The organism is Streptomyces sp. NPDC048142 (assembly GCF_043202835.1).
Classification (GTDB): domain Bacteria; phylum Actinomycetota; class Actinomycetes; order Streptomycetales; family Streptomycetaceae; genus Streptomyces.
On sequence record NZ_JBIDBC010000002.1, the window covers coordinates 239616 to 256372 of the forward strand.

Annotated in this window: 17 protein-coding genes and 1 riboswitch; of the genes, 9 read left to right on the plus strand and 8 right to left on the minus strand. The window is 70.3% G+C overall.

Features of this window, described 5'->3' with window-relative positions:
- Positions 1-295 precede the first annotated feature (295 nt).
- A complete protein-coding gene (locus tag ACGF2Y_RS03670) occupies positions 296-1588 on the plus strand; it encodes an MFS transporter (protein ID WP_392942952.1) in 1293 nt (430 codons plus the stop codon).
- A gap of 326 nt (positions 1589-1914) precedes the next feature.
- Here ACGF2Y_RS03670 and ACGF2Y_RS03675 read toward each other — a convergent pair whose 3' ends face one another.
- Positions 1915-2682 carry a dienelactone hydrolase family protein gene (locus ACGF2Y_RS03675; RefSeq protein ID WP_103535886.1) on the minus strand — a complete coding sequence of 256 codons (768 nt, stop codon included), beginning with the start codon at positions 2680-2682 and terminating at the stop codon, positions 1915-1917.
- Between the two features lie 125 nt (positions 2683-2807).
- Here ACGF2Y_RS03675 and ACGF2Y_RS03680 point away from each other — a divergent pair, with 125 nt between their 5' ends.
- A complete protein-coding gene (locus ACGF2Y_RS03680; protein ID WP_392942954.1) occupies positions 2808-3290 on the plus strand; it encodes a MarR family winged helix-turn-helix transcriptional regulator in 483 nt (160 codons plus the stop codon).
- Between the two features lie 189 nt (positions 3291-3479).
- The gene (locus ACGF2Y_RS03685; RefSeq protein ID WP_392942956.1) at positions 3480-4856 is read left to right on the plus strand and encodes a serine hydrolase domain-containing protein; all 1377 of its coding nucleotides are present in this window, start codon (positions 3480-3482) and stop codon (positions 4854-4856) included.
- 92 nt (positions 4857-4948) lie between these two features.
- On the opposite strand, the gene ACGF2Y_RS03690 is transcribed toward ACGF2Y_RS03685, so the two are convergent.
- Together ACGF2Y_RS03690 and ACGF2Y_RS03695 are read right to left on the minus strand one after the other, a co-directional pair.
- Positions 4949-5401, minus strand: coding sequence for a GNAT family N-acetyltransferase (locus ACGF2Y_RS03690; RefSeq protein WP_392942958.1), 453 nt, complete (start codon positions 5399-5401; stop codon positions 4949-4951).
- Between the two features lie 53 nt (positions 5402-5454).
- Positions 5455-5913, minus strand: a complete 459-nt coding sequence (locus ACGF2Y_RS03695) for a MarR family winged helix-turn-helix transcriptional regulator (RefSeq protein ID WP_392942960.1) — start codon at positions 5911-5913, stop codon at positions 5455-5457.
- Positions 5914-6053: 140 nt separating this feature from the next.
- Between ACGF2Y_RS03695 and ACGF2Y_RS03700 the strand changes: the two genes are divergently transcribed.
- On the plus strand, positions 6054-7265 hold the full coding sequence (locus ACGF2Y_RS03700) for an MFS transporter (RefSeq protein WP_392942962.1): 1212 nt from the start codon (positions 6054-6056) through the stop codon (positions 7263-7265).
- 104 nt (positions 7266-7369) lie between these two features.
- On the opposite strand, the gene ACGF2Y_RS03705 is transcribed toward ACGF2Y_RS03700, so the two are convergent.
- The 4 genes from ACGF2Y_RS03705 to ACGF2Y_RS03720 form a co-directional block, all read right to left on the minus strand.
- Positions 7370-8269, minus strand: a complete 900-nt coding sequence (locus tag ACGF2Y_RS03705) for a GNAT family N-acetyltransferase (protein ID WP_392942964.1) — start codon at positions 8267-8269, stop codon at positions 7370-7372.
- 420 nt (positions 8270-8689) lie between these two features.
- Positions 8690-9169: an NUDIX domain-containing protein gene (locus tag ACGF2Y_RS03710; protein ID WP_392942966.1), complete on the minus strand. Its 480-nt coding sequence runs from the start codon at positions 9167-9169 to the stop codon at positions 8690-8692.
- A gap of 44 nt (positions 9170-9213) precedes the next feature.
- Positions 9214-10338, minus strand: a complete 1125-nt coding sequence (locus ACGF2Y_RS03715) for a cystathionine gamma-lyase (RefSeq protein ID WP_392942968.1) — start codon at positions 10336-10338, stop codon at positions 9214-9216.
- 139 nt (positions 10339-10477) lie between these two features.
- On the minus strand, positions 10478-10855 hold the full coding sequence (locus ACGF2Y_RS03720; protein ID WP_392942970.1) for a phage holin family protein: 378 nt from the start codon (positions 10853-10855) through the stop codon (positions 10478-10480).
- A gap of 87 nt (positions 10856-10942) precedes the next feature.
- Between ACGF2Y_RS03720 and ACGF2Y_RS03725 the strand changes: the two genes are divergently transcribed.
- The 4 genes from ACGF2Y_RS03725 to ACGF2Y_RS03740 all read left to right on the plus strand — a co-directional run bounded on the left by ACGF2Y_RS03725 (position 10943) and on the right by ACGF2Y_RS03740 (position 13372).
- Positions 10943-11260, plus strand: a complete 318-nt coding sequence (locus ACGF2Y_RS03725; protein WP_392942972.1) for a cupin domain-containing protein — start codon at positions 10943-10945, stop codon at positions 11258-11260.
- Between the two features lie 190 nt (positions 11261-11450).
- Entirely contained in the window at positions 11451-11663 is a 213-nt protein-coding gene (locus tag ACGF2Y_RS03730; RefSeq protein ID WP_392942974.1) for a DUF5326 family protein, read from the plus strand.
- A gap of 394 nt (positions 11664-12057) precedes the next feature.
- Positions 12058-12834 (plus strand): IclR family transcriptional regulator, encoded by a 777-nt coding sequence (locus ACGF2Y_RS03735; RefSeq protein ID WP_392942976.1) that lies wholly within the window; start codon positions 12058-12060, stop codon positions 12832-12834.
- A gap of 100 nt (positions 12835-12934) precedes the next feature.
- Positions 12935-13372 (plus strand): SsgA family sporulation/cell division regulator, encoded by a 438-nt coding sequence (locus ACGF2Y_RS03740; protein WP_024263706.1) that lies wholly within the window; start codon positions 12935-12937, stop codon positions 13370-13372.
- A 21-nt stretch (positions 13373-13393) separates the two neighbouring features.
- Here the strand turns inward: ACGF2Y_RS03740 and ACGF2Y_RS03745 are convergent, their stop codons facing one another.
- The gene (locus tag ACGF2Y_RS03745) at positions 13394-14728 is read right to left on the minus strand and encodes a YibE/F family protein (protein ID WP_392942978.1); all 1335 of its coding nucleotides are present in this window, start codon (positions 14726-14728) and stop codon (positions 13394-13396) included.
- Positions 14729-14800: 72 nt separating this feature from the next.
- Positions 14801-14934: riboswitch (TPP riboswitch) on the plus strand.
- Between ACGF2Y_RS03745 and thiC the strand changes: the two genes are divergently transcribed.
- Entirely contained in the window at positions 14927-16705 is a 1779-nt protein-coding gene (gene thiC, locus ACGF2Y_RS03750; RefSeq protein ID WP_392942980.1) for a phosphomethylpyrimidine synthase ThiC, read from the plus strand. (Overlaps the previous riboswitch by 8 nt.)
- Positions 16706-16757: the final 52 nt, after the last annotated feature.

A 16757-nucleotide genomic window follows, 5' to 3' on the forward strand; every position in this document is an offset into this window, starting at 1 on the left:
GGTGTGTGGGGCCCCCTCCCCCCGGGGGTGGTCCCGCCCCCCGCTCTGTTTTTGGCGACAACACCCCCCCCGCGCGCGGGGGGGGGGGGGCCGCCGCGCCGCCCCCCCCCCCCCCCCACGCCCCCGTGTCCCACGTCTACGCCCGCTCCTGCCGACGGATGAGCGCACCACCGCCCATCCGCATCCACTCATCGAGGCAGCCGACCTCTCTATCTCACCGAGACAGCCGGCCCCTCCCGCCGGCCCGTCAGGTATGCCCACACTCACCTCCGGGCCTGTCCCTCCTGGATCAGCCATGGCCCACCACACGACCGCCCCGAACACCCCCTCCCCCCTCACCGCTCCGGACAGCGGCCTGCCGCAGGCCCGTACGCAACAGCGCATCCTCACCGTGCTGTTCGCCTCCCAGGTCCTCAGCGGACTCGGGCTCGCCGCGGGCACCACCGTCGCCGCCCTGCTCGTGCAGGACATGCTCCACTCCACCGCCCTGGCCGGACTGAGCAGCGGCCTGCTCACCGCAGGCTCCGCGCGCGCCGCCATCGCCGTCAGCCACCTCTCCCAGGCCCGCGGCCGCCGCCCCGGACTGGCCGCCGGATACCTCGTCGGAGCACTCGGCGCGGTCGGCGTCATCGTCGCCGCCGTTGTCAACAGCCCTGCCCTGCTCTTCGTTGCCCTGTTCCTCTACGGCGCCGGCACCGCCGTCAACCTCCAGGCCCGCTACGCCGGAGCCGACCTCGCCGCACCGGCCCACCGTGCCCGCGCCATCTCCACCGTCCTGGTCGCCACCACCGTCGGCGGTGTGGCCGGTCCCGCCCTCGCCGGCCCCACCGGCAACCTGGCAGAAGTACTCGGCCTGCCCAGCCTCACCGGCCTCTTCGTCATCGCCGCCGCTGCCTTCATCCTGGCCGCCCTCGTCCTGCTGATCTGGCTGCGCCCCGACCCTCTCCTGATCGCCCGCACTCTTCACACCGACACGGGCATGGATGCGGCACAGCGAACGAGCGTGCCTGAGGCATCCGCGCCGCGCACCGTACGGCGCGGGCCGAGCCTGCGGCTGGGAGTCCTGGTCCTGGTCCTCACGCAGATCGTCATGGTGGCGGTCATGACGATGACCCCCGTCCACATGCACGCCCACGGCCACGGCGCCGGCGCCTCCGGTCTGGTCATCGCCCTGCATGTCGGCGCCATGTACCTGCCCTCACCGCTGACCGGCCGACTCGTCGACCGCTTCGGCTCCGCATCCATCGCCGTCTGGGCCGCCCTCACGCTCCTGGCCTCCGGCATCCTCGCCGCCACCGCACCGGACGACTCGGTCGCCCTGCTCGCCCTCGCCCTCATCCTGCTCGGCCTCGGCTGGAACTTCGGCCTGGTCAGCGGCACCGCCATCGTCACCGACGCCGCCCCCTTGGCCACCCGCGCCAAGACCCAGGGACTCGTCGACGTCGCCGTAGCCATCGCCGGCGCCGCCGGCGGCATGATCTCCGGCCTCGTCGTCGCCACCACCAGCTACTCCGCTCTGGCCGTCACCGGAGCAGTCATCGCCCTCGTGCTGCTGCCCGTCATCATCGCCACCGCTCGCAAGCGCTGACCGCACTCCGCATCGGACCGATCGCCACGTCGTGGCGTTCAGGGACACCGACATGCTCCTGCCTGGCCGCAGCGGGATCAGAGGGAACTCTGACCAGAACGCGAACGAAGAACCCGACAGGGAAGTGCACGACGGCGGGCAACGCCTGCGGCACCTGAAGGACGGGGAGAGTGCCGGTCCTGCCCGGTCGCCTGGCACGTTCACCTCGCTCACTTGTGTTCATCGTCCCCTCCGGCCGCCGCCGTTCGGCAGCGAGGCCGCGAAGGCTGTCCGGACAGCCATGACGACTCAGCCGCCCTCGTGAGCAGGACGACGGCTCTTCCTGGTCATGTCGCGTGTGGAGCGGGTCGGGTGTGGACGGGCGGCGCCTGCCCTGCACGGGCGAGGAGGGGAAGCAGGCGGTCCCAGTGGTGCCGCAGTCCGGCCGGGTCGAAGGCGTCGGTGTCGGACATGGTGAAGCCGTGGACGGTGCCGGGGTAGATCTCGGAGGTGTAGTCGATTCCTGCGGCGTCCAGGGACCTGTTGAGCTCGGCGAGTGCCTCGGGCGTGATGTCCGTCTCCGCGTGGCCGAAGTGCACCTCGGCGGTGAGACGGCTCAGGCTGTCGGGCCCGTCGGCGGCGACAGGGGCGTGGAACGCGGCGACGGCGGCCACCTGGCCGGGGTGGGCCGCGGCGGTGCGCGTCGCCAGGAGGCCGCCGATGCAGTAGCCGGTCACCGCGACCGGTCCGGCGGCGACCTCGGGCTGGGCCGTGAGGAACCTGAGGTAGGAGTCGGCGTCGCGCCGTACGCGTTCGGCGGTGTGCGCCTCGATCAGGGGCATCAGCCGGGCGACGAGCGCGGACCGGTCCGCATCCCCGATGTGCTCGGGAAGGTCGATGAGTGGCGCCGGGCCGTGCCGGTAGAGGAAGTTGGGGACGAGCACGTAGTACCCGTGTCCCGCCAGCTCGCGGGCCATCTCCCGCAGTACGGGCCGGATGCCGAAGCCGTCCGCGTACATCAGTACCCCTGGATGCCGCTCGCCGTGCTCGGGGTAGGCGGCGAAGGCGTCGGCCAGGCCGTCCTCGGTGGGGATCTGTACTGTCTTGGCGGGAATGGCGGATCTTCCTTCCTGGGAGTTCGCCGTTGACGTTTGTGGCGCTAACGTTCGTCGCACCAACGTTTTCGGCGCGAGTGAACGTACAGCGTCCGTCGGACCGGCGCAAGGAGAGAGTGGACGTCATGGGCGGAGCCGAAACCGTGGGCATTCCCGACGACAGCACTCCTCGGACGCCCGACAGGCTGCGCCGGCGGCCGAGCCGGTTGCTGTCGCAGCTGACCGTGCGGTCGGACCGGCTGATCACCGATGGGCTGGTTCAGGTCGACGCGCGCAAGTGGCACTACGCGGTGCTCGCCTCATTGCAGGAGTACGGGCCGGGCAGCCAGGCCGAGCTGAGCAGTCGCTCCGGCATCCATCGGAGCGACATGGTCGGCGTGCTCAACGAGCTGGCCGAGCGCGGTCTCGTCGCGCGGGTGCCGGATCCCGAGGACCGGCGACGCAACGTCATCACGATCTCCTCCCGGGGCCGTCGGCACCTGTGCCTGCTGGACGAGACGCTGGACGACCTGGAAGGCGAACTGCTCGCGCCGCTGAGCCCGTCGGAACGCGACCAGCTCGTCCGGTTGCTCACCCGCTTGCTGGATCACCACACCGGGGCCGCCTGACCCCGCGTCATGGGGCTCTCGTGCCGGCGGGCATGGTTCTGGCCGGCTGGGTGCGCGGTTCGGGGCGGTGGGTCGCCTCCAGGCGGAGTTCCAGCACCGGGCCCTGCCCTGCGCGGGTCTGGAATCCGCCGGCTCGACTCCGCGGAAAAGAGTTCGTCAAGGAGGGGCCCGTCGGGTAGGGGTTGGACCATGACCTCTATCGACGAAGCCCTGCTTCCCAGTACCCGGCGCGCTCTGTTGCACCGCATCGCCGTCGCGCAGCGGGACGGCCGTGCGCCGTCCCTCGTGGCTGCTGTGCGGCGACAGGGGCGGACGGACTGGAGCGGGGCGCGTACGTGCGTCGAGGGGCATGCTCCCGACGTCGATACGCAGTACCGGATCGGCTCGATCACCAAGACGTTCACGGCCGTCCTGGTTCTGCGGCTGCGGGACGAGGGCCTGATCGACCTGGACGACCCCCTGGAGAAGCACCTCCCCGGCACGGACGTGGGCGGGGCGACCGTCTTTCAGCTGCTGGGCCACAGCGCGGGGCTGGGCGCCGAAGCGCCCGCCCCCTGGTGGGAGCGGACGCCCGGCAGCCTGCGGCCCGAGCTCGCCGACGTGCTGGGCGACCGGCCGCGGACGCACCCGGCCGGTCATCGCCATCACTACTCCAACCCGGGATACACCCTGCTCGGTTCGCTGGTCGAAGCGGTACGCGGCGTTTCCTGGGAGGAGGCGCTGCGCCGCGAGATCCTGGAACCGCTGGGCATGCACCGTACGACGACCGGGCCGGTGGCACCGCACGCGGGCGGTTGGGCCGTCCACCCCTGGGCCGACGTCATGCTGAGCGAACCCGCCGAGGACCTCGGGATCATGGCGCCCGCCGGTCAGCTCTGGTCCACCGCGGCGGACCTGCTGCGGTTCGCCGCCTTCCTGACCGGGGGCGACGACCGGGTCCTGTCGGCGTCCTCCGTGCGGGAGATGCGGACGCCCGCCGCACCGACCGAGACGGGCGGCAGTGGCTACGGCCTCGGTCTCCAGATCGTCGGGGGCGAAGGGCGCGTGCTCTTCGGGCATTCGGGATCGCTTCCCGGGTTCGTCGCCGGCCTCTGGGGCAGCGAGGAGGAGGACGTGACGGCGGTCGTCCTCGCCAATGTCACCTCCGGACTGCCCGCCGCGACGGTGGCCGCCGAACTCCTGGGGATCGTCGTCGACGCCGAGCCCCGGATCCCTGACCCTTGGCGTCCGCTGCCCGAGGTGGACGACGAACTGCTCGCGCTGACCGGGATCTGGCACTGGGGCACCCACCCGGTCACGCTGCGGCTCACGGGGGACCGGGGCCTGCAGCTCACACCGCTGGGCGGCAAGGGACGCGGCGCGGCCTTCACGTACCGATCGGACGGCACCTGGACGGGCCAGAACGACTACTACGCGGGGGAGACCCTGCGCGTCGTACGCAAGGACGACGGCTCGGTGGACCACCTCGACCTCGGCTCGTTCGTCTTCACCCGGGAGCCCTACGAGGCGGGGGCGGCCGTGCCCGGCGGTGTGGACGCGGAGGGCTGGCGCGGGCTCGGCGGCTGAGGTCGGGAGGGGGCGTATCGCAGGTCGGGCCGACGAGCCGACCTTGGGGAGCGGTGGGTGTTTCACGTGAAACACCCACTGGTCCGTCCTCGTCAGAGCGCCAGCTTGAAGCCCACATGGCTGGCCGTGAAGCCGAGCCGCTCGTAGAAGCGGTGTGCGTCCTCGCGGGTGGCATCCGAGGTCAGCTGCACCAACTGGCAGTTCTGTCGGCGGGATTCGTCCACCGCCCACTGGATGAGCTGGGTGCCGAGGCCACTGCCGCGCTCGTCGCCATGGATGCGGACTCCCTCGATGATCGAGCGGGTCGCCCCACGGCGGGACAGCCCCGGGACGATCGTCAGCTGCAGGGTGCCGACGACTCGGCCCTCACGAACCGCGACGACCACGTGCTGGTTCGGGTCGTCGGCCAGCCGCTGGAACGCCTCCCGGTACGGGGTGAGGTCGTCGGGGGACTCGCGCTGTGCGCCCAGGGGGTCATCGGCGAGCATCGCAACCACCGCGGCCAGGTCGTCCGGGGCGACGGGGCGTATTTCCAGATCACTCATGATCGGCATTTTAGGTCGACGGCCCCGAAGGGTGTCATGTCGATCAGGGTCGGTCAGACCGGGGCCTTCAGTTCTTCGACCGCTCTGACCAGGGGGGCGAGCTCCGGGTTCTCCGCCGCCTCGTCCAGGGCCGCCCGCAGCGCGCTGTCGTTCGTCGGCCGAGCGGCCTCCAGCAGCGTGAGCCCGGCCTCGGTGACGTCGGTGTAGATGCCCCGACGGTCGGTGTCGCACAGGTAGCGGGTCAGCAGTCCACGGTCTTCCAGCCGGGTGACGAGCCGGGTGGTGGCGCTCTGGCTGAGGACGACGGCGTCGGCGACCCGCTTCATCTGGAGATGCCCGCCGGTGCCGTTGTGCTGTCGGCTCAACACGTCGAGCAGGGAGTACTCGCGTGCGCTGAGCCCGTGGCCGGCCTGGAGCGCCCGCTCGACACGCGCCTCGATCTTCCCGTGGAGCAGCGAGAGGGCGCACCAGCTCTGGGCGATGGCAGTCAGGGCGGGGTCGGTCGCTGTCATGTCTCTCTCCTCCGTACGGGAGCTGTGTGACTCCAGGATAGGGGACGTCTGCAATAGTCCGCGCTTGCAAGTAACCAGCGTCTGCAATTATTGTGGACGCTCGTAAGGCGCAGACGCAATCTTTAAGGAAGGTAAAATCCATGCCGCTCGCGCTCCTCGCCCTCGCCATCGGGGCCTTCGGGATCGGAACGACCGAGTTCGTGATCATGGGGTTGCTCCCCGAGGTCGCCGGTGACTTCCAGGTCTCGATCCCGACCGCGGGCTTCCTGGTGACCGGCTACGCGCTCGGCGTGGTCCTCGGCGCCCCGCTGATGACGCTGTTGGGCACCCGCATCACCCGTAAGCGCATGTTGATGCTTCTCATGGGGCTGTTCATCGTGGGCAACGTGGTGTCCGCTCTCGCCCCCACCTTCGGCGTCATGCTCGCCGGACGCGTGATCGCCTCTCTCGCGCACGGTGCCTTCTTCGGCATCGGCTCGGTGGTCGCGGCTGATCTGGTCGCCCCGCAGAAGAAGGCCGGGGCCATCGCCATGATGTTCACCGGGCTCACCGTCGCCAACGTCATCGGTGTTCCGCTCGGCACCTTCATCGGACAGACCGCGGGCTGGCGGACCACGTTCCTCGTCGTCGCCGTACTCGGCGTCGTCGGACTGCTCGGCGTCGCGAAGCTCGTCCCGGACCGGCCCAGGCCGGAAGGTGTACGCATCCGCCACGAGCTGGCCGCGTTCCGCAAGGTCCAGGTGCTGCTGGCGATGGCCATGACCGTCCTGGGCTTCGGCGGAGTCTTCGCCGCGATCACCTACATCACCCCGATGATGACCGAGATCGCCGGATACTCGGCCTCGTCCGTCACCTGGCTGCTGGTTCTCTTCGGCCTCGGCATGGTGGGCGGCAACCTGGTCGGCGGCAAGTTCGCCGACCGCCACCTGATGCCCATGCTGTACGCATCGCTCGGCGCGCTGGCCGTCGTCCTCGGCCTGTTCACCGTGACCGCCCACAACAAGGTCGCCGCGGCCGTCACCATCGTCCTCATCGGCGCCCTGGGCTTCGCGACCGTGCCTCCGCTCCAGAAGCGTGTCCTCGACCAGGCGGTGGATGCGCCGACGCTGGCCTCCGCGGTCAACATCGGGGCGTTCAACCTCGGTAACGCCCTCGCCGCCTGGCTCGGCGGCCTCGTGATCGCGGCCGGTCTCGGCTACACCGCCCCCAACTGGGTCGGTGCCGTGCTCGCGGCTTCGGCCCTGGTTCTGGCTGTGTTCTCCGGCCTGTTGGAGCGCCGGGAGACCGGCAAGGGCCGGATCGTCGCCGGGAGCACCCCCGAACCGGCCGCCGTTGCGGCGGCCCGGCACTGAACTCCGGGGACCGCGAAGCAGCCGTGTCGAGCATCAGCCGTGCCGTGAAACGGTCGCACCACGGATCAGCCGCGTCGCCCTCGTGGCGGTGCGGCTGATCCGCGTCAACCCGTCGCGACGGTGAGCGGAGCGAACCTGCGGGCGGCATCGCCCGGCAGGTCCGGGATGCCGTACGTCATCACGGTGGTCCGGGAGAGGGGCTCCAGCCCGCGCTCCGCCAGCCAGCCGAGCAGTTCCTTGTGCCGGGCGTCGACATCGGCCCGCAGCGGCCGGTCCGTCGTGGCGGCCAGGGCTGCGACGAGAGCCTGCGCGGTGGCCGCGTCCCGTGCGATCAGCGGCCCGACCACCTCGGCATGCCCGCTCGGCCAGAGCGCCGCGTAGCCGACCAGCTCGCCGTGCTCCTCGGCGACCCGGAGCCGGTCGGAGAAGGCGGGCAGCCGGGCGAGGAGATGCGTCCGGTCGGTGCCGAACACGGGGAGGTCGAGCCGGACCATCGCCTGCAGATCGTCCGCCGCAGCCGGGCGGGTGGTCACGGACGCGCGGGAGGGGGAGGCCATCGTCGAGGGGGAGTTGCCGGGGCCGCCCGTGCCGAAACGGCCGCCGACGCGTTCGGCCCGGCTCACGGGGGAGAAGCCGAGGCTCTCGTAGAGCGGCTGTCCCTGCTCGGTGGCGTACAGGGCGAGCGGGGTGTCCCCCACCGCCTCCATCACGTGCCGCATGAGGCGGCGGGCGAGGCCCCGGCGTGCGTAGCGTCCGGCGACGAGCAGCATGCCCACCGCGGTGAGGTCGGATCCGTACGGCATGGTCAGGCAGGTCCCCGCCAGCCCCTTGCCGTCCGGGGCGTCGATCCCGTATCCGGTGCCGGCCGAGAGGAGCAGCCCCCACCGGTGTTCGTCGCGCGGCCAGCCGCGGTCCTCGCAGAGATCGGCGCAGGGAACCAGATCTCCCCGGTTCAGGTGCCGGATCGGCAGGTCGACGAGGGAGGAGGGTGAGGGGCTGTGCATGGGGTCAGGCTGTCGGACGGGGTGATCGCGCGTCCACCGATTTCGCGGAACTGGCCGAGATCAGCAGCCGCCTGCCGCGCCAGGGGAGGCCCCAGGGCTTGAGCACCGAGACCGCGCCAGAACTTGGTCCACACCCAGCCGTCCGGGCCAGGCCCCACGGAGTGCCCAGAGCCGGAACGCGGGGAGGCCGAGCACCAGCAGACCGACGGTCAAGACCGAGACGGCTGACGGAGACGGCGACACGGGCGACGAGGACCCCTCGGCGTACGGGCGCTTGAGTGGTTTCACGTGAAACACGATGCCGAGCCGGAAGCCCCGAGCCGGACGCCCCGGGGCTTCCGGCAGCAGGAGAATCCACGCGTGCCGGCCGGGGAGTACGCGCCCCCGATGGGCCGGGGCACCTGCCCGAGATGGAGGGCATCAGCCCAGGTCGGGGGCGTGCATAGCCCGTACGCCTTCGATGTTGCCGTCCAGGTAGTGCCGCAGGGACAGCGGTACGAGGTGCACGGCCGCGATCCCGACCCGGCTGAACGGCACCCGGACGATCTCGTACTCCCCGGTGGGCTCGTCGATCTCCGGGCCGTGCCGCAGGGAGACGTCCATCGACGCCAGTCGGCAGACGAAGAAGTGCTGGACCTTCACTCCCGTCACGCCGCCGTCCGCGATGTGCTCCACGGTGTCGACGAAGCACGGGACCACGTCGACGATCTTGGCGCCGAGCTCCTCGTCGACCTCGCGGTGCAGCGCCTCGACGACGGTGGCGTCCTCCGGTTCGACCCCGCCGCCGGGCGTGAGCCAGTACGGATCGACTCCCGGCTTCGTCCGCTTGATCAGGACGAGATCGTCGCCGTCGAGCAGGATGGCGCGTGCGGTGCGCTTGACCACAGGACGTTCGGTCATGGCAAGAGAGTGGCCCGTGGAGGACCGTCTGAAACTCCCCCGGCCTACCGGACCGCCGTGTCCAGCGCCTGTTCGACGTCGGCGAGCAGGTCCTCGGGGTCCTCCGCGCCGACCGAGAAACGGATGAAACCCTCCGCCACGGCGTCGCCGCCCCAGCGGCCCCGGCGCTCCGCGGTGGACCGGACGCCGCCGAAGCTCGTCGCGTCGTCGACCAGGCGCAGCGCGGACAGGAAGCGTTCCGCGGTCTCCCGGTCGGCCAGCTCGAAGGACACCACGGACCCGAAACGCCGCATCTGGCGTACGGCGACGGCGTACGACGGGTCGGTGGGCAGCCCCGGATACCGCAGCCCGGTGACCTCCGGGCGCCCCGCCAGTGCCTCGGCGAGGGCGAGCGCGGTGGTGCACTGCCGGTCGATGCGCAGGGGGAGGGTGGCCAGCGAGCGGTGCGCGAGCCAGGCCTCCATCGGACCCGGAATCGCCCCGACGACCTTGCGCCAGCGCCGTACGTCCGCCGTCAGGCGGGGATCGCGACAGGTCACATGGCCCAGGAGGATGTCGCCGTGCCCGGTCATGCCCTTGGTGTCGCTGGCGACCGAGAAATCGGCGCCCAGCTCCAGCGGGCGCTGGCCGATCGGGGTGGCCAGCGTGTTGTCGACGGCGACCAGCGCGCCCGCCGTGTGCGCGGCCTCCACCAGACGCCGGATGTCACAGACGTCCAGGCCCGGGTTGGACGGGCTCTCGATCCACAGCAGCTTCGCCCCGGCCAGCAGGGCCGACTGGGCGTCACCGCCGGTCGGCGCGGTCCGGACCTCGACCCCGTACGCCGCCAGTTGCTCCCGTACGAGCGGCAGCGCCTGGTAGCCGTCGTCCGGCAGGACCACGGTGTCCCCCGAGCGGACCTGGGAGAGCAGCACCGCGGTGATCGCCGCCATGCCCGAGGCGAACACCGTCGTGCCCACCTCCTCACCAGGGGCCTCCAGCTCGCCGATGGCCCGCTCCAGGTGGGTCCAGGTCGGGTTGGTGTCCCGGCCGTAGGTGTAGGGGCCCACCGGCTCGCCGGAGAGGTGGAAGTGCGCGGCGAAGACCGGGCCGGGCAGGGTGGGTTCGAACTGCTCCGGTTCGGGAAGCCCGGCGCGTACCGCACGCGTTCCGTCGCCCATGGTGCTCATGCCTGCTCCTTCGCTGCTCTTCCCGGCGGTGGACCGGTGTCCCCCGCACTCTTCCAGAGGCCCGGGAACGGCCTTCCCAGGAGGCGCAGGAGACCCGGTGGCTCAGAGTCCCAGAGGCCCGGAATCCCGGATCCCGGGATCAGTCCTCGTCGGGCAGGACGACGTTGAGCGCCCAGGACACGACCGAGACGATCAGTGCGCCGAGCACCGCCGTCCAGAACCCGTCGACGTGGAAGCTGAGATCGAAAACGCCGGCCAGCCAGGAGGTCAGCATCAGCATCAGGGCGTTGACCACCAGGGTGATCAACCCCAGCGTCAGGATGAACAAGGGGAACGTCAGCAGCTGGACCACCGGCTTCACCAGGAAGTTCACCAGCCCGAAGATCAGCGCGACGAGGATCAGGGTGAGGGCCTTGCGGCCCGTGCTGCCGCCCTCCAGCGTGATGTCGCCGATGAGCCAGATGGCAACGGCCAGCGCACCCGCGTTGGCGATCGTCTTGACTACGAAATTCTTCATGTGTCTGATCGTGGCAGACATGATCGGTGCTGGACACCGGCAGCACAGGTACAGCACGACAGCGTGGGCACAAGGGGCGGGACGGCCATGAAGGCATTCAGACTGGACGAGCTGGAGGCGGAACGCGCCGCCAACGACGGCGCCTACCTGCAGTTCGTGCGAGAACGCAATATGTCCGTCGGCCTGTACGCCCTGGGCGCGGGAGAGCTCGATCCGCAGCAGCCGCACCAGCAGGACGAGGTCTACTTCGTCGTCAGCGGACGGGCAGCGATCACGGTGGGGTTGGAGACGACGCAGGTCAGCAGGGGCAGCGTCGTCTACGTGCCCGCGGGCGTGGCCCACAAGTTCCATCACATCACCGAGGACCTGAGGGTGATGGTCGTCTTCTCGCCGCCCGAGGGCTGAGAGCCCGTCCCGGGGAACACCGAGGGCTGAGAGCCCGTTCCGGGCACCTCGGGGGTGGCCGTCCCGGGGGAGCCGGGGATCCCTAGGGGCTCGATCAGGGGTCTTCAAGGGCTGCCAGGCCCCCGCGGGGGCCCTCGCGCCTTTAGCATCGAGGCAAGGACTTCAGAGAGACGAGGTAAAGGCGATGGCCGTGCGGGAGATATTCGCGGGAATGCCCTGGTGGGTGAAGTGGATCGCGGTGCCCGTCATTGCGATCTTCGTGTTCGGAGGGCTGATCGCCAGCGTGATCGGCTTCGTGATCGGCCTGCTCTTCAAGGTGCTGGTCTTCGTCGTCGTGGTCGGCGGGCTGATCTTCGTCGTCCGCAAGTTCATGTCGTCGTCGTCCTCGCGGGGTGACTGGTAGTACACGGATCACGGATCACGGGCCGGCGCGGGGGCCGGCCCGTTCCGGCTGTCCCGGGCCCGCGGGATGCGGCGCGGTCAGCTCCGCCCGGGAGGATTAGCCCAGCAGAGCTAAGTCCCGGAGGAAACCACCCGTCTGCCGCAGGCGGCCGATACAGTGGCAAACCGCTGCCGCCATCCGGAATGTGACCTTCCGTCACCACCCCGATCGCCTGATCGGTCCTGGGTACGACAGTCCGGTCGTTGGCCTCCGATCGCCGGCGCCCGGACCGGTCCTCGCCGGTCGCGGGTCACCGGCATCTCCGGTCCCCCGCGGTCCTCGGGATCGCGGCAGGCCCGTGGGGGCGGCCCCCACGGGAGGGCCGACGGCCCGTCACCATGCCTGGGGGTGACCTTTGACCACGGCATCGAGTACCGCTGTGCCGACGTTGATCGGTTCGGTTCAACGGGCGTTGAGGCTGCTGGAGGCTGTGGGGGCCCATCGGGACGGGGCGCCCGCCAAGCAGCTGGCACGGGAGGCGGGGCTTCCGCTGCCGACCGCCTACCACTTGCTGCGGACCCTCACCCATGAGGGCTACCTCCGCCGCGAGAACGGTGTCTTCCTCTTCGGCGCGGCCGCCGAGAACCTGACCGCCGCCTCCGGCCTCAGGAGCCGCCCCCGCCCCGCCTCCGTAGCCGACTCCCTCGGCCGCTGGCGGGACGTCATCGGAGCCCCGGTGTACTGCGCCGTCTACTGCGACGGCGAGATCGAGCTCATCGCGGTCGCGGACGCTCCCGACACCCCGGCGGTGGAGGAGTGGGCCTCGTTCCGGGAGACGGCTCACGCGCACGCCATCGGCCAGTGCCTGCTCGCCCAACTCGACGAGAGGGCCCGCGAGGACCACCTCGACCGGCACCCCGTGCGGCCCCTCACTCGTTACTCAGTGCGAGATCGCGCCACGCTTCTGGAGCGGCTGCGCACCCTCCGACGAGGTGAACCGGTCATCGAACGCCAGGAGTACGCACTGGGGACCGTGTGCGCCGCGATTCCCGTCACGGCCGGTGCCACCATTGCGGCGATGGCCATTTCCGTACCCCTGGACCGGGAAGAACGGTTGCTGCCCGCAGTCGAACAGCTACGTGGCGAAGTTGCCAGCCTCTTGCGTTCGTTCGTGTTCTCTATCAGTATCTGAAAAATCACTCCTTGTGATCTGCTATCGCGTGCACCACGATGGCGTCAATAGGGCCTGGGGGATCATTCCTGGCCAGTTTCATCTACTGCGGGGTTGAACGATGCGCGAGTCGGTTCAAGCAGAGGTCATGATGAGCTTCCTCGTCTCCGAGGAGCTCTCGTTCCGTATCCCGGTGGAGCTCCGGTACGAGGTCGGTGACCCGTACGCCATCCGGATGACGTTCCACCTGCCCGGCGATGCCCCTGTGACCTGGGCGTTCGGCCGCGAACTGCTGCTGGACGGGCTCAACAGCCCGAGCGGCGACGGAGATGTGCATATCGGCCCGACCGAGCCCGAGGGCCTCGGAGATGTGCACATCCGGCTCCAGGTCGGTGCGGACCGTGCGCTGTTCCGGGCGGGTACGGCACCGCTGGTGGCGTTTCTCGACCGGACGGACAAGCTCGTACCGCTCGGTCAGGAGCACACGCTGGGTGACTTCGACGGGAACCTGGAGGATGCGCTGGGCCGCATCCTCGCCGAGGAGCAGAACGCGGGCTGACCGGGTGTACCCGGCGGCTCGTCATCCCTTCCTGCGACGACGGCCCCGTCCGGACCGCGCGGGCGCGGCCGTAGCCGCCTGTGCGCCGCCGGACCCCGGGCGGTCCGCGGAGACGACCAGCGCGGCGAGCGCCGTGGTCACCGGCACCGAGGCGACCAGGCCGATCGACCCGACCAGTGTGCGGACGATCTCCTCGGCGACCAACTCGCTGTTGGCCACCGTCCCCACACTGCTCTGGGCGATGGAGAAGAGCAGCAGCAGCGGCAACGCCGCGCCCGCGTACGCCAGCACCAGCGTGTTGACCACCGAGGCGATGTGGTCCCTTCCGATCCGGATACCTGCCCGGTACAGCCCCTTCCAACCCATCTGCGGGTCCGCCTGGTGCAGTTCCCAGACGGCGGAGGTCTGGGTGACCGTCACATCGTCGAGCACCCCGAGCGAACCGATGATGACGCCGGCCAGCAGCAGACCGCTCATATCGATGTCCGGGTACAGGCCGTGGATGAGGCCGGTGTTGTCGTCGGTGTTGCCGCTCAGGCTCGCCCAGTCGATGAACAGGGAGCCCAGCAGCCCGATCAACAGCAGCGAGATCAGCGTGCCGACGACTGCGACCGACGTACGGGCCGTCACCCCGTGGCAGAGATAGAGGGCCGCCAGCATGATCGCGCTGGCCCCGATCACCGCCACGACCAGCGGATTCGATCCCTGCAGGATCGCCGGCAGGATGAACAGGGTCAGCACGGCGAACGACACGGCCAACGCCACCAGCGCCATCACCCCGCGCATCCTGCCCACCGCGACCACCGCCAGCGCGAAGATCCCGGCCAGCAGCGCCATCGGAATCTTCCGGTCCACGTCGGTCACGGAGTACTGGAGGTCGCGCGGCGCGTCGGGGGCGTACGCCACGACCACGCCCTGCCCTTCGCTCAGCTGGCGGGGCGCGTCCGGCTGGACCACCTCGACGAACCTGCGGCCCTTGTCGTCGCCGCTGGTCACCTCGATGGTGGCCTTCGAGCACTCCCCCTCCTGCTCGTTGACGGCCTCCCGGCCCGAGGGTGTGGAGGTGTCGCCGGTCGGGGGCACCTGCGCGGCGTTGACGTCCGCGCAGTCGACCTTGTCGACCTGGACGACCCTGCCGTCCTGGGTCTGCCGGTCGAATCCGACGCCGGTGCGCTCGTGGTCGGGCACGCCACCGGGCCAGAACGCGATCAGGCCGACGACGACCGCCGTCGCGAACGGGATCAGTACGGCGGCGATGACCTTGCGCAGGTGCTTGGAGACCGGGGCGGCCGGTCCGTGGCTGTGGGTGTGGCCCTGGGGCGGCTGGGGCGAGGGGTCGCTCTGGGGAGAGGTCACGGGTCGATCATCGCAAGAACGGGAGGACCCTCTCTGGTCAGCTCGCCGGGAAGGACGCTAGCGTGGAGGCACCTTTGTACACGCGGGAGCTCGGAGCACCGGGCTGAGAGGGCGCTGATCGCCGTACATCCGTACGGGACTCGCTGCGCCGACCGCCGAACCTGTTACCGGGTAATGCCGGCGTAGGGAGTAGGTCTCATGACCACAGCGGACGCACGCACGCCTGCCTCCGATCGGAACGACGACGAGGCCGGGAAGTCCATCGGCTGGCACAAGGGGTACGTCCAGGGCTCGCGCCCGGACCTCCGGGTGCCGGTCCGACAGGTGCACCTCACCAACGGCAAGGACGTGACGCTGTACGACACGTCGGGGCCGTACACCGATCCCACCATCGACACCGATGTCCGCCGCGGCCTCGCGCCGCTGCGGGAGAACTGGATCATCGCCCGCGGCGACACGGGGGAGTACGCGGGCCGTCCGGCCCGCCCCGAGGACGACGGGCTCAAGCACACCTCGCCGCGCGGCGGACTGCGCAACCTCGACGCCGTGTTCCCCGGCCGCCCGCGCCAGCCGCGCCGCAGCCGCGACGGGCGCCCCGTCACCCAGCTCGCGTACGCCCGACGGGGGGAGATCACCCCGGAGATGGAGTACGTGGCGATCCGGGAGAACGTGGCGGCCGAGGTCGTCCGCGAGGAGATCGCGCAGGGCAGGGCGGTGCTGCCCGCCAACGTCAACCACCCCGAGATCGAGCCGATGATCATCGGTAAGCGGTTCCTGGTGAAGGTCAATGCCAACATCGGCAACTCGGCCGTCACCTCCTCCATCGAGGAGGAGGTGGACAAGATGACCTGGGCGACGAAGTGGGGCGCCGACACCGTCATGGACCTGTCCACCGGCCGCAACATCCACACCACCCGTGAATGGGTGCTGCGCAACTCCCCCGTGCCGATCGGCACCGTCCCGCTCTACCAGGCCCTGGAGAAGGTCGACGGCCGGGCCGAGGAGCTGACCTGGGAGATCTACAAGGACACCGTCATCGAGCAGGCCGAGCAGGGCGTGGACTACATGACGGTGCACGCCGGCGTGCGCCTGCCGTACGTCCCGCTGACGGCCCGTCGTAAGACCGGGATCGTCTCGCGCGGCGGCTCGATCATGGCGGCCTGGTGTCTCGCGCACCACAAGGAGTCGTTCCTCTACGAGCACTTCGAGGAGCTCTGCGAGATCCTCGCGACGTACGACGTCACCTACTCGCTCGGCGACGGGCTGCGCCCCGGCTCGATCGCGGACGCCAACGACGAGGCGCAGTTCGCCGAGCTGCGCACACTGGGCGAGCTGAACACGGTCGCCAAGCGGTTCGGCGTCCAGACCATGATCGAGGGCCCGGGGCATGTCCCGATGCACAAGATCAAGGAGAACATCGACCTCCAGCAGGAGATCTGCGAGGAGGCGCCGTTCTACACACTCGGCCCGCTGACCACGGACGTCGCGCCCGCCTACGACCACATCACCTCCGGTATCGGCGCCGCGATGATCGCCTGGTGGGGCACGGCGATGCTCTGCTACGTCACGCCCAAGGAGCACCTGGGGCTGCCCAACCGGGACGATGTGAAGACGGGCGTGATCACCTACAAGATCGCCGCCCACGCGGCCGACCTCGCCAAGGGGCACCCGGGCGCGCAGGAGTGGGATGACGCGCTGTCCGACGCGCGGTTCGAGTTCCGGTGGGAGGACCAGTTCAATCTGGCCCTCGACCCGGACACCGCGCGGGAGTTCCACGACGAGACGCTGCCCGCCGAACCGGCGAAGACGGCGCACTTCTGCTCGATGTGCGGGCCGAAGTTCTGCTCGATGAAGATCTCCCAGGACATCCGGCGTCAGCACGGCGGTTCGCAGGAGGAGATCGAGCAGGGCATGGCCGAGAAGTCGAAGGAGTTCGCGGCCGCCGGCAACCGGGTCTACCTGCCCATCGCCGACTGACCCGCCCCGGCCGCCGGCCCGTCCCCGGCGGTCGGGGCCTCCCCGTCCCCGG

Bases quoted from the DNA above. Each gene is read 5' to 3' on its own strand.
- ACGF2Y_RS03685 (WP_392942956.1), top strand. From the start codon at position 3,480: ATGACCTCTATCGACGAAGCCCTGCTTCCCAGTACCCGGCGCGCTCTG.
- ACGF2Y_RS03705 (WP_392942964.1), bottom strand. From the start codon at position 8,269: ATGCACAGCCCCTCACCCTCCTCCCTCGTCGACCTGCCGATCCGGCAC.
- ACGF2Y_RS03725 (WP_392942972.1), top strand. From the start codon at position 10,943: ATGAAGGCATTCAGACTGGACGAGCTGGAGGCGGAACGCGCCGCCAAC.
- ACGF2Y_RS03695 (WP_392942960.1), bottom strand. From the start codon at position 5,913: ATGACAGCGACCGACCCCGCCCTGACTGCCATCGCCCAGAGCTGGTGC.
- ACGF2Y_RS03680 (WP_392942954.1), top strand. From the start codon at position 2,808: ATGGGCGGAGCCGAAACCGTGGGCATTCCCGACGACAGCACTCCTCGG.
- ACGF2Y_RS03670 (WP_392942952.1), top strand. From the start codon at position 296: ATGGCCCACCACACGACCGCCCCGAACACCCCCTCCCCCCTCACCGCT.
- ACGF2Y_RS03720 (WP_392942970.1), bottom strand. From the start codon at position 10,855: ATGAAGAATTTCGTAGTCAAGACGATCGCCAACGCGGGTGCGCTGGCC.
- ACGF2Y_RS03740 (WP_024263706.1), top strand. From the start codon at position 12,935: ATGCGCGAGTCGGTTCAAGCAGAGGTCATGATGAGCTTCCTCGTCTCC.
- ACGF2Y_RS03700 (WP_392942962.1), top strand. From the start codon at position 6,054: ATGCCGCTCGCGCTCCTCGCCCTCGCCATCGGGGCCTTCGGGATCGGA.
- ACGF2Y_RS03710 (WP_392942966.1), bottom strand. From the start codon at position 9,169: ATGACCGAACGTCCTGTGGTCAAGCGCACCGCACGCGCCATCCTGCTC.
- thiC (WP_392942980.1), top strand. From the start codon at position 14,927: ATGACCACAGCGGACGCACGCACGCCTGCCTCCGATCGGAACGACGAC.
- ACGF2Y_RS03690 (WP_392942958.1), bottom strand. From the start codon at position 5,401: ATGAGTGATCTGGAAATACGCCCCGTCGCCCCGGACGACCTGGCCGCG.
- ACGF2Y_RS03715 (WP_392942968.1), bottom strand. From the start codon at position 10,338: ATGAGCACCATGGGCGACGGAACGCGTGCGGTACGCGCCGGGCTTCCC.